Origin of the sequence: Haematobacter genomosp. 1 (genome assembly GCF_002196855.1) — a bacterium.
Classification (GTDB): Bacteria; Pseudomonadota; Alphaproteobacteria; order Rhodobacterales; family Rhodobacteraceae; genus Haematobacter.
The window spans coordinates 1-8,955 of sequence record NZ_NIPW01000019.1 but is presented as its reverse complement, the minus strand read 5'-3'; the positions used below and the strand labels follow the sequence as shown (position 1 = coordinate 8,955).

Annotated in this window: 16 protein-coding genes; 10 read left to right on the top strand and 6 right to left on the bottom strand. The window is 60.9% G+C overall.

The annotated features are described in order from the left end of the window. The coding region (locus CDV49_RS11320) for an IS3 family transposase (protein ID WP_143413157.1) at positions 1 to 649 on the bottom strand (649 nt) is incomplete at its 3' end. Positions 650 to 657: 8 nt separating this feature from the next. Further along, a complete protein-coding gene (locus tag CDV49_RS11315) occupies positions 658 to 951 on the bottom strand; it encodes an IS3 family transposase (protein ID WP_035715187.1) in 294 nt (97 codons plus the stop codon). Positions 952 to 1,244: 293 nt separating this feature from the next. Here CDV49_RS11315 and CDV49_RS11310 point away from each other — a divergent pair, with 293 nt between their 5' ends. The 5 genes from CDV49_RS11310 (at position 1,245) to CDV49_RS11290 (ending at position 4,338) form a co-directional block, all read left to right on the top strand. After that, positions 1,245 to 1,811, top strand: a complete 567-nt coding sequence (locus tag CDV49_RS11310) for a hypothetical protein (RefSeq protein WP_088215557.1) — start codon at positions 1,245 to 1,247, stop codon at positions 1,809 to 1,811. Beyond that, positions 1,808 to 2,110, top strand: a complete 303-nt coding sequence (locus CDV49_RS11305; RefSeq protein ID WP_035715182.1) for a hypothetical protein — start codon at positions 1,808 to 1,810, stop codon at positions 2,108 to 2,110. The genes CDV49_RS11310 and CDV49_RS11305 overlap by 4 nt, the downstream gene beginning before the upstream one ends. Before the next feature lie 93 nt (positions 2,111 to 2,203). Continuing rightward, complete coding sequence (locus CDV49_RS11300; RefSeq protein ID WP_035715179.1) at positions 2,204 to 2,527, top strand: H-NS histone family protein; 324 nt, start codon at positions 2,204 to 2,206, stop codon at positions 2,525 to 2,527. Positions 2,528 to 2,704: 177 nt separating this feature from the next. Beyond that, positions 2,705 to 3,037: a LexA family protein gene (locus tag CDV49_RS11295; protein ID WP_035715175.1), complete on the top strand. Its 333-nt coding sequence runs from the start codon at positions 2,705 to 2,707 to the stop codon at positions 3,035 to 3,037. 8 nt (positions 3,038 to 3,045) lie between these two features. After that, positions 3,046 to 4,338, top strand: a complete 1,293-nt coding sequence (locus CDV49_RS11290) for a Y-family DNA polymerase (RefSeq protein ID WP_035715171.1) — start codon at positions 3,046 to 3,048, stop codon at positions 4,336 to 4,338. 20 nt (positions 4,339 to 4,358) lie between these two features. On the opposite strand, the gene CDV49_RS11285 is transcribed toward CDV49_RS11290, so the two are convergent. Then, on the bottom strand, positions 4,359 to 4,547 hold the full coding sequence (locus CDV49_RS11285) for a hypothetical protein (RefSeq protein WP_035715168.1): 189 nt from the start codon (positions 4,545 to 4,547) through the stop codon (positions 4,359 to 4,361). A 989-nt stretch (positions 4,548 to 5,536) separates the two neighbouring features. Here CDV49_RS11285 and CDV49_RS11280 point away from each other — a divergent pair. From CDV49_RS11280 to CDV49_RS11265, 5 genes are all read left to right on the top strand, one after another. After that, positions 5,537 to 6,166 (top strand): ParB/RepB/Spo0J family partition protein, encoded by a 630-nt coding sequence (locus tag CDV49_RS11280; RefSeq protein WP_088215555.1) that lies wholly within the window; start codon positions 5,537 to 5,539, stop codon positions 6,164 to 6,166. After that, positions 6,147 to 6,413 carry a hypothetical protein gene (locus CDV49_RS11275; RefSeq protein WP_035715251.1) on the top strand — a complete coding sequence of 89 codons (267 nt, stop codon included), beginning with the start codon at positions 6,147 to 6,149 and terminating at the stop codon, positions 6,411 to 6,413. The genes CDV49_RS11280 and CDV49_RS11275 overlap by 20 nt, the downstream gene beginning before the upstream one ends. Positions 6,414 to 6,477: 64 nt before the next feature. Continuing rightward, positions 6,478 to 6,825 carry a hypothetical protein gene (locus tag CDV49_RS11270; protein ID WP_051911501.1) on the top strand — a complete coding sequence of 116 codons (348 nt, stop codon included), beginning with the start codon at positions 6,478 to 6,480 and terminating at the stop codon, positions 6,823 to 6,825. 60 nt (positions 6,826 to 6,885) lie between these two features. After that, a complete protein-coding gene (locus CDV49_RS20210; RefSeq protein ID WP_088233891.1) occupies positions 6,886 to 7,167 on the top strand; it encodes a hypothetical protein in 282 nt (93 codons plus the stop codon). Further along, positions 7,161 to 7,364 (top strand): hypothetical protein, encoded by a 204-nt coding sequence (locus CDV49_RS11265; protein WP_088233892.1) that lies wholly within the window; start codon positions 7,161 to 7,163, stop codon positions 7,362 to 7,364. The genes CDV49_RS20210 and CDV49_RS11265 overlap by 7 nt, the downstream gene beginning before the upstream one ends. 236 nt (positions 7,365 to 7,600) lie before the next feature. On the opposite strand, the gene CDV49_RS11260 is transcribed toward CDV49_RS11265, so the two are convergent. The 3 genes from CDV49_RS11260 to CDV49_RS20200 all read right to left on the bottom strand — a co-directional run bounded on the left by CDV49_RS11260 (position 7,601) and on the right by CDV49_RS20200 (position 8,867). Continuing rightward, the gene (locus CDV49_RS11260) at positions 7,601 to 8,020 is read right to left on the bottom strand and encodes a type II toxin-antitoxin system VapC family toxin (RefSeq protein ID WP_035715247.1); all 420 of its coding nucleotides are present in this window, start codon (positions 8,018 to 8,020) and stop codon (positions 7,601 to 7,603) included. After that, entirely contained in the window at positions 8,017 to 8,256 is a 240-nt protein-coding gene (locus CDV49_RS20205; protein WP_084684284.1) for a FitA-like ribbon-helix-helix domain-containing protein, read from the bottom strand. The genes CDV49_RS11260 and CDV49_RS20205 overlap by 4 nt, the downstream gene beginning before the upstream one ends. 308 nt (positions 8,257 to 8,564) lie before the next feature. Further along, entirely contained in the window at positions 8,565 to 8,867 is a 303-nt protein-coding gene (locus CDV49_RS20200) for a hypothetical protein (RefSeq protein WP_131389366.1), read from the bottom strand. Positions 8,868 to 8,955 lie beyond the last annotated feature (88 nt).

Genomic DNA, 8,955 nt, shown 5'->3' with positions numbered 1-8,955 from the left:
GCCGCTCGATGAAGATGTTGTCGAGGAACCGACCTTTCCCATCCATTGAGATCCGCACGCCGGATCGGCGCAGCCGATCCGTCCAAGCGAAGGACGTGAACTGGCTTCCCTGATCCGTGTTCATGATCTCTGGCGGGCCGAACTTGTAAATGGCCTCATTCAGCGCCTCGACGCAGAAGTCAGCTTCCAGCGTGTTCGAGATCCGCCAGGACAGAACCTTGCGGGTGTGCCAGTCCATGATCGCCACGAGGTAGAGGAACCCACGCCGCATGGGTAGGTAGGTGATATCCGAGCACCAGACCTGGTTCGGACGTTCCACCCGCAGACCTCTCAACAGGTAGGGATAGGTCTTATGCCCTTTCGCCGGCCTGCTGGTGTTGGGCTTCTGGTAGATCGGCATGAGCCCCATGAGGCGCATCAGTCGCCGGATGCGCTTCTCGTTCACCAGGTGGCCGTCGTTGCGCAAGTGCCAAGTCATTTGCCGGACACCGAAGAACGGCGTCTCCAGGAATTGCTCGTCGATCCGCCGCATCAGGCCGAGGTTCTGTTCGGTCTCGCCCTTGGGCTTGTAGTAGAAGGATGAGCGCCCAATCGACAGCAGCTTGCACTGCTGGCCGATGGACAGGTCCGGGTGGTCCGGCTCAATCATGCCCCGCCTCACTTCCCGCCCCAAGGCTTCAGCTTTCTTTCCAAAAAAGAGTTGGCCACCGCCAGCTCCCCGATCTTGGCATGGAGCTCCTTCACCTGCTCCTCATCAATCTCTGGCATCTTGCGCCCCCCACGCTCGAATACGCCGGACGCACCGTCGAGCAGGGCTCGTTTCCATTGATGGATCATCGTCGGATGCACCCCGAACCGGCTTGCCAGCTCGGCGGCCGTCTCTTCGCCTTTCAGGGCTTCCAGCGCGACCTTCGCCTTGAACTCAGGCGCGTGCTGTTTTCGTTTCGACATCTCTGATCTCCTTCGCGTCGAAGATCAGCAGACTGCAAATCGTAGCTCATGTCAGTGTCCGAAATTCGGGGGGTAGCTCAGGGCATGGCGATCAGGATCCAGTTCATGGACTCTATTCGAGAGCCTGTCGCGTCGCATGGAGCCTTCACCAATCGTTCGCCTTTAGGATTATGAAGTCAACAGTGAAGCTTTGATCTGGTTGTTTGACGTCAGGAGACTAGTCTTGAGCCTAATGCTTTGGCAAGGCTTGTTTTATCTTCTAGTCTATCCTCATCAGGTCACGAGGAACCGACATGCTCCTGTCTCAAAGCATCCGCGCCGCCCTCTTCGCGGCTGTCGCCACAGCTGCCGCCTTAGGCTCGCCCGATGAGGCCAAAGCCTACGACATCGACTGCAAGCTGATCCTGTGCCTGGCGGGCGGCTTTCCTTCTTCCTGCGGCGATGCCCATGACCACATGATCGACCGGCTGCGCGACGGGAAATCCCCCATCGGCACCTGCCTCATGTCGGATGGCGCGGAATACAACAATTACGAGATCGACTACAGCTTTGCCAACCGCACCAGCTCCGAAGCCTGGATATGTCCCGAGGGCAAGAGCAAGCATTTCAGCTACGGCTATGACGGCGACAGCCGCGAAGAGATCAAGGTGTTCTGCTACGATGAACGGCGCCGCCTGGGCTACGGCACCAACCGTGACGAAAAGTATTATTACACGGGCGTCTCGACTCCCGAATACAAGAACATGCGGGTGCAGATCACGGTCGAACCCGGCACCGACGCCGAATACACCAATGGCGTGCAACGCTATCGAACCAGCACTTCCCATGGTTATGGCACCCGAGTGACCTTCCGCCCGTGAAGATCCGCCTCGCCCTCATGGTCTTTGTCTTGTCGGCACCCTGCGCGGTCGCGCAAGGGTGCCTTCCGCCGGAACAGCCCTACCCTTACGAGCCTCCGACCGATGATCCGGAATTGCGCGAGATCGTGCGCGACCAGTATCAGATCTATATCGAGGAGGCGGAGGGCTACATGAATTGCCTGCAATCCGAGATCGGCCGCGCCCAGACGGAAACCCGAGAAGTCTTGAACCGCTGGGTTCAATACTTTGGGCCGGAAGCCAGAATGCGCTATGACGAGGACGATATGGCCTTTCGCTAAAATGGCGGCAATGACTTTCTGGAAGATCCGTCAAGATTTCCGTATCGACAAAGAGCGGGCCCTTGCCCGCATGGATGCAGCAGAGGAAAGCGCATGATGGATCAACTGGATTCGATGGACCTGAACGAGCTGAAAGCGCTCAAGAAGCAGGTGGAAAAAGCCATCGACTCCTTCGAGACACGCCGGAAGAAAACCGCCCTTGAGGCTTTGGAAGCCACGGCCAAGGAACAGGGTTTCTCCCTGTCCGAATTGCTGGACGCCGCAAGCAGCACCACCAAAGCCCGTGGTCAGGCGGCGGCCCCCAAATTCGCTAATCCGCACAATCCGGATGAGACGTGGAGCGGCCGCGGCCGCAAACCGCGCTGGTTTATCGAAGCGATCGAGGCTGGCAAGACGACGGACGATCTCGCCATCTGAACGCCGTGCCCCCTGTCTTGGCTTCACCAAGACAGGGGGCACGCTGATCCCGTAAACAGGTGCCTGACGACCTGCCACACGGGTGTTGTGATCGAACGACCTGAAATCGGACCTTGACGGACAGGGGGGGGCACGGGCTATCAGGGAATGAATGTTCCTCATTCGTTCGCCTAAACCATGTCTGTAACTCTAGCCCCGCTGAATGTGATCCTCGTTGACCGGCATATGCCGCTCGCCTCCATCAGCGTGCCTGCAGGGTTCCCATCTCCGGCCGGTGACGATCTTGAGGACAGCGTGGATCCGATCAAATGGGTGGTGCGGCACGAACGGTCGACGTTCTGGTGGCGCGTCTCGGGCGACAGTCTGGAAGAGAAGCTCGCCAAGCGCAACGGCCATTGGTTTCTGGACCCGCGCGCCCGAGGCGACGGCTACAAAAGCATTGCCGTCACCGAGACGACCGAGATCTGGGGCGTGGTCGCAGGCGTCGTGCGCCGCCTCGCCATCGAATAGGCGCGGTCATGATCCGCGCCTCCGCAGACCCGATCGCCCTCATCGACTGCAACAACTTCTACGTTTCCTGCGAACGGATCTTCGACACGTCGCTGCGCGGCATCCCCGTGATCGTGCTGTCCAACAACGACGGATGCGCCGTCGCCCGCAGCGATGAAGCCAAAGCCCTCGGGATCAAAATGGGGGCGCCGGTGTTCAAGATGCGCGACCTGATGCGCCGTCACGGGGTCAAAGCCTTGTCCTCCAACTACACGCTCTACGGGGATCTGTCGCGCCGTGTCGTCGAGGTGCTGCACGATTTTTCGCCGCGATTGGAGACATACAGCATCGACGAAAATTTCGTCTGCCTGAAAGGGCATGGGCCCCGCATGGAGGACCATGCCAAGGACATGCGGGCCACCGTCAAGCTGGATACCGGCATCCCCACCTGCGTGGGGATCGCGCCGACCAAGACTCTCGCCAAGCTGGCGAACTTCGCCGCCAAGAAGAACCCGATCTTCGGCAGCGTGTGCAATCTCATGGGCGACACCGTGCGCGATTACGTCATGCGCCGCATCCCCGTGGGCGAGATCTGGGGCGTCGGCGGGGCCACCCAGGCCAAGCTGATGACGCAGGGGATCAAGGTGGCGGCTGAGCTTCGCGACCTGCCCTTGCCCCTCGCCCGCAAGATCGGCGGCGTGGTGTTGGAACGCCTGGTGGCGGAGCTGCGCGGCGTCGTCTGCGTCGACTTCGAGGACGTTCCGCCGCAACGCAAGGGCATGGCCGTGACCCGCTCTGCGGGCACCCCCATGACCTCGTTCGACGTCTTGGCGCAGGCCATTGCCGCCCATGCGACCCGCGCGGCCGAGAAGCTGCGCCAGCATGGCCTTGTGGCCGGCGCGATGACCGTTTTCTACCACACCAACCCGCACAAGCCCGACCGTCCGCAGCATTCGGCTTCGCGCAGCGTCCGTCTCTCCCCCATGTCGAACAACACCTTCGAGCTGGTCGAGGCCGCTATTTCTGCCGCGAAACGCGGCTGGAAAGGCGACCCCTCAGGTAACGGTCATGGCTACACCAAGGCGGGCATCATCCTGGATGATCTGTTGCCCGAGCAGGATCAGCCCGCGATGCTGTTTCCACCCGAGCGGCCGCGCGATGCGAAGGTCATGGACGCGCTTGATGCGCTCAACGACCGCTTTGGCAAAAAGACGGTCGTGCTGGGCCGCGAAGGATTTGAAAAATCCTGGACGACGAAAGCAGATCATCGTTCACCGCGCTACACCACACGTCTGAGCGAACTGCCCGTGCTTCAACTTTGAACGCCCTCATCTCGCGTGGTCTAGGGCTTCGGCACCTTGCGCTCGATTTCTTTCAGCTCGGCGTGGGCTTTCCGCAGCCTGTCGGTCAGGGCGTGGATTCTGGCATCGTCATCCTTTGCCCCCGCCAATGACACTTGATAGTCGAGTTCGGCTTCGATCCCCCAGATCGTTTGCTTGAGAGACGTGGTTTCGGCTGCAAGGTCAGTCATGGACTATTCTCGTGGAAAGAGGCGAATGGGCAGAAGCTAGCCTTCAAATGGTCCGTTCGGCAAATCTCTTGTTGCAGCGATCAGAGCTGGCACAGCGTGTTTTACGTCTTTGTTTATGGCGCATCCCTCGTGCTTTCCGGTCTAGGGCTTTCAGCCCTGGACCTGCCTGCCCGAGTGACCGCGCTCTAGGCTCCGGCCGGCTGCACCGGCCTGCGCCCCGAACCTCGCTCGCCCCGTCTCCCTTCGCGCCAAGAGGCCCCGCCCCTGTCTCTGCGAGCCAGCGCCGGCGCCGCGCGAATGGTCGAAGGTGCGGCGAGTTTCGGCCCTGCGGGTGACGATCGCTTGCGCGGCCGGGATCTCCCTGCAGGACGTATCACCAGCTCCACCGTCCTGAAGATCGAAGGAAAGCCGCGCGCGTGGCGCGGCTCGTGTCTGATCCGAAGGACAGGCCGGGGGATCGACGCGGCCGAGGGCCGCGCTCACCCCCGCCCTGCGGTTTTTCCTTTTCGTGTTTCCGCCCAACAGACCTGCCCGAGCCGGTCAATCGGCAAGCGCCGCGCCCGTGGCGCGTCGGCTCCGGCGGGGGCCGTGTCCTCGCTGCGCTGCGGGCCGCACCACCCCCCGCCTCCGCCCGATGGACAGTCTCGGTCAGGCCCGTGGGTCGGGCTGTGCCCTCCCCACTCTGTTCCGCCGAATACATGCGTATTCGTCAGACCAGACCGGCGAGGCGCAGCCCATCGGCGGAAGGGGGAAAGCCCGACCGTCCCGCACCAGAGAAAGGGGGTGAGTAAATGGCAGTTGAAGTTCTGGCACAGCGCATCGCGGAAGCGTGGGCGCTTGTCAGGAAGGGCGATGACTTTGGAATCGGACGCCGCTTCCTGAACCAGCACGGGGTCATCTGACCCTGCCGTGTCGTCCCTTTCGGGGCGGCACACCGGAACCCTAACCGAAGATCGCAACGACGATCAAGACACCACGAGAGAAAACCCATGAACATGAAGCCCAACACCGACACCGCCGCCGCCGTCATCGAGTATGTTCCGCTGGCCGACCTCTACCTGTCCGACCTAAACCCGCGTCAGGAGGCCGATCCCGAGGGGATCGCGCTGCTGGCTCAAAGCATCGTCACCTGCGGACTGGTTCAGAACCTTGCGGGCCTTCGCGACGACGCGGGCCGCGTGGGCATTGTCGCGGGGGGGCGACGCCTTCGCGCCCTCGCCCTCGCCGTGGAAACAGACCCGTCGCTGGCGCTGGTGCCCGTTCGTCTTGCCCCGACCGCGCTGACCGCGCAAGCATGGGCGAACGCGGAAAACTCCGCCCGCGAAGCCCTCGCCCCCGCTGATGAAATCCGCGCCTATGGCCGGATGCGGGACGCGGGCGCACTGGCCCCGAGCATCGCCAAGGCGTTCGGCGTGACCGAGGCGCATGTCTACCGTCGCCTCAAGCTGGCCGACCTGCCCGCCCCCGTGCTGGACGCGTTGGCCGCAGGGCAGATCAACCTTGCCACCGCCACCGCTTTTACCGTGTCGAACGACGAGGCCCTGCACGAGACTTGGCTATATCCGCCGCGAGGATGCCGCCACCGCCGCCGAGGCGGGCGTGATCGACGCGCCCCGTGACGGAATGGGCAACGGGGCGACCGCCGAGAAAGGCCCCTACAGCGCCAAGCTGATCGAGGACATGAAGGCCGTCCGTCTGAACGCCGCGCAGACCGCGCTTTTGTCCAAGCCGAGCCTTGTTCTGGACCTGCTGGCCTTCCGCACCAAGCGTATCGCTGGTGGACACCTCGCCCTCGTGCGCCGCCTTCGGGACAATCAGGTTTTTCCGCTTTCCGATTGTCACCTGCTGGACGCCCCCGAGGCATAGCCCACCGCATGAACCCCAACGGAAAGCGGCCTCCCCGCTTTCCGCCAGACAGGAGATCATTGGAATGACCATCGGAGAACTCGAACGCCGCGCAGGGATCGAACAAACACCCGAAGCCCGCGCGCAATTCTGGAAGCCCTTCGCGCATCTCGAAGCCCGTGCCATGCTCGATGCCGCACGCCAGGAATTGTATCGCCTCATCGAAGCACAGTCCCAAGGCGACGACGAACCAGCGGACGGCGTGACAGCCCAGGAACACAAGGCGTTGCGGGCCTTCGCATCGGAACATGGCCGGTGCTGGAAAGCGGAACTGCGAAAGCAATGGATGAGCGCCAGCGCCGAGCCTGTCCTTCACCGCCTACGCAATCGGCTTGGGCCCTCGTGGCTTGTTCGGTTCCGGCTTGATCGCTGACTGGATGCCTAACGGCGAAAACGCCTTGCGTGACACGAACCCGCAAGAAAGGGTGGACCCATGAGGAAGATCTATCACCGCATTTATCTTGCCGGATATGGCGGTTGGCAGATGCCACGCCGCCTTCGCAAGCTGATAGCTGGAACGCAGGCGCATCGGGCATGGCTTCTGGGCGTTACCGGCTGTTTCGAACAAGATGGCGTCCGATACGGCCCTGCCTTCCCCTACGGGGCGGCACATCAGCATGACAATCCCGACGACGAATGGAGCGACCCAATGACGAAGCCCTTTTCAGTGAAGGAATGCTTGTCATCCGCAATCTTCTGGAAGGCCAGATGCTGACCAGAACGCAACCTGGCCCCGACGCCGCCTTGCTTGTCGCAGAGGCATATCACAACCTGCGCGATGACGATTGCAGCTTGGCGATCGTTGCGGCCCGCTTGCGGGAGTTGCAGGAGAAATATCCAGATGCCCCGTCATGGATGCCGAAGGCGTATCTTTGGCTTCAGGACCAGCCCGAACCTTTCCACCTCGCCTAGACGCGCGGTTGAGATAGGCCGGAAAACGGCCTAGTCTCCCACGCGTAGACTTTTCCAGTTGCGGCTAACTGGAACCTCGGCCCTGCTTCGGCAGGGCCTTTTTTTAATGCTACCGGCCAGCAAAAGGAAAGCCGCGCTTGGCGCGGCTTTGGATAGTTCTGGTCAGATCAGAGGATCGACGCGGCCCGAGGGGCCACGCTCACCCCTGCTTTGAGGCCGTCCACGCCGTGTCCGGATCACTCCCACGGATTGATAATCTCTATCTTCATAGCCGCGAAGGGCGTCACATCGCGGGTGGCGACCGCAGCGAAGTTGTTCCCTCGTGCGATTGCCGCGATAGCACCGTCAGGAAAGGTGATCGTATGCCCCTGTTTGCGGGCGTCCGCCATCATGGACCCAAAAAAATATGCAGCCGTGGCATCGAAGGGAAGGATGCGACCGTAAAAGATCGTTTCTATCAGATGGCTTACCCCATCGCTCAAAACAGTCTTTCGCTTGCCCTCGGGAAGTTGATCGACCCCAAAGAATAGCTCTGCCACCGTGATCGCAGTCAGATAGGTGGACGACATGTCCAGCGTGTCGAGCCATGCCATGACCTTCGGATCCGGTTTCGGCTTCTGCGTTTCGGAAATCACATTCGTATCGAGGATAATCATTCGAAAGTTGCGCCTTCCACGGGTGACGGGTCGCGCAGATCGTCAAAATCGCTGCCGTGATGTCCTGACCATGCGGACCGCATCTGCTGACCAAGCCCATTCCCTGTTTCTTGGGAAACGGCGGCCGTCAGAATAGCTCGCATCTCTGCTTCCGTGCTGCGCTGATGACGAACGGCACGGAGCTTCAGGGCAGTGTGAACTTCATCTGGAACGTTGCGAATGGTGACATTTCCCATCGTGTAGACTCCTTTGATGATCTTTAGTTACAGTAATGATAGCACTTTCCAATTATGATATCAATGGCGCATCCCTCGCGCCGTCTGGTCTAGGGCTTTCGCCCTGGACCTCCCTGCCCGAGTGACCGCGCTCTAGGCTCCGGCCGGCTGCACCGGCCTGTACCCCGAACCTCGCTCGCCCCTTCTCCCTTCGCGCCAAGAGGCCCCGCCCCTGTCTCTCCGAGCCAGCGCCGGGGCCGCGCGAATGGTCGAAGGTGCGGCGAGTTTCGGCCCTGCGGGTGACGATCGCTTGCGCGGTAAGGGTTACTTCAATCGTCGTCGCAGCCGCACCAGTCGATTTCATTTCTTATAACAGGGATGAAACGTGCGGCTTTGACGACCGAGTAAATACGATCAAGACGATCCTGCTCAGGCAAAGACCCTTCTTTTAGGATGGTCCGAACTTCTTCAAGACAATCTTCTAAACGCAGAAGCTCTTTAGCCAGTAATCGTCGGTTCTTGTCTAGCCGATGCATCGCACCGAGGGATCGGAGAACATCAGCGCCATCTTGTGTCGCCTCTGCATGTTCTAGTGCTGCAATGTCTTCGCGAAGTTCATCTATGATAATCATCGTGGCTGCTTTTGAACCGGGTGTAGGGCTTCACAATACACTGTTTTCTGCCATCATCCTAATGTGACACCAGCTCCGCCGTCCTGAA

What these genes read in the sequence shown, in the direction of transcription:
- CDV49_RS11295 (WP_035715175.1), top strand. Translation starts at nt 2,705, where the DNA reads ATGTCTGTAACTCTAGCCCCGCTGAATGTGATCCTCGTTGACCGGCAT.
- CDV49_RS11285 (WP_035715168.1), bottom strand. Translation starts at nt 4,547, where the DNA reads ATGACTGACCTTGCAGCCGAAACCACGTCTCTCAAGCAAACGATCTGG.
- CDV49_RS11260 (WP_035715247.1), bottom strand. Translation starts at nt 8,020, where the DNA reads ATGATTATCCTCGATACGAATGTGATTTCCGAAACGCAGAAGCCGAAA.
- CDV49_RS20205 (WP_084684284.1), bottom strand. Translation starts at nt 8,256, where the DNA reads ATGGGAAATGTCACCATTCGCAACGTTCCAGATGAAGTTCACACTGCC.
- CDV49_RS11300 (WP_035715179.1), top strand. Translation starts at nt 2,204, where the DNA reads ATGATGGATCAACTGGATTCGATGGACCTGAACGAGCTGAAAGCGCTC.
- CDV49_RS11315 (WP_035715187.1), bottom strand. Translation starts at nt 951, where the DNA reads ATGTCGAAACGAAAACAGCACGCGCCTGAGTTCAAGGCGAAGGTCGCG.
- CDV49_RS11290 (WP_035715171.1), top strand. Translation starts at nt 3,046, where the DNA reads ATGATCCGCGCCTCCGCAGACCCGATCGCCCTCATCGACTGCAACAAC.
- CDV49_RS11310 (WP_088215557.1), top strand. Translation starts at nt 1,245, where the DNA reads ATGCTCCTGTCTCAAAGCATCCGCGCCGCCCTCTTCGCGGCTGTCGCC.
- CDV49_RS11270 (WP_051911501.1), top strand. Translation starts at nt 6,478, where the DNA reads ATGACCATCGGAGAACTCGAACGCCGCGCAGGGATCGAACAAACACCC.
- CDV49_RS11280 (WP_088215555.1), top strand. Translation starts at nt 5,537, where the DNA reads ATGAACATGAAGCCCAACACCGACACCGCCGCCGCCGTCATCGAGTAT.
- CDV49_RS11265 (WP_088233892.1), top strand. Translation starts at nt 7,161, where the DNA reads ATGCTGACCAGAACGCAACCTGGCCCCGACGCCGCCTTGCTTGTCGCA.
- CDV49_RS20210 (WP_088233891.1), top strand. Translation starts at nt 6,886, where the DNA reads ATGAGGAAGATCTATCACCGCATTTATCTTGCCGGATATGGCGGTTGG.
- CDV49_RS20200 (WP_131389366.1), bottom strand. Translation starts at nt 8,867, where the DNA reads ATGATTATCATAGATGAACTTCGCGAAGACATTGCAGCACTAGAACAT.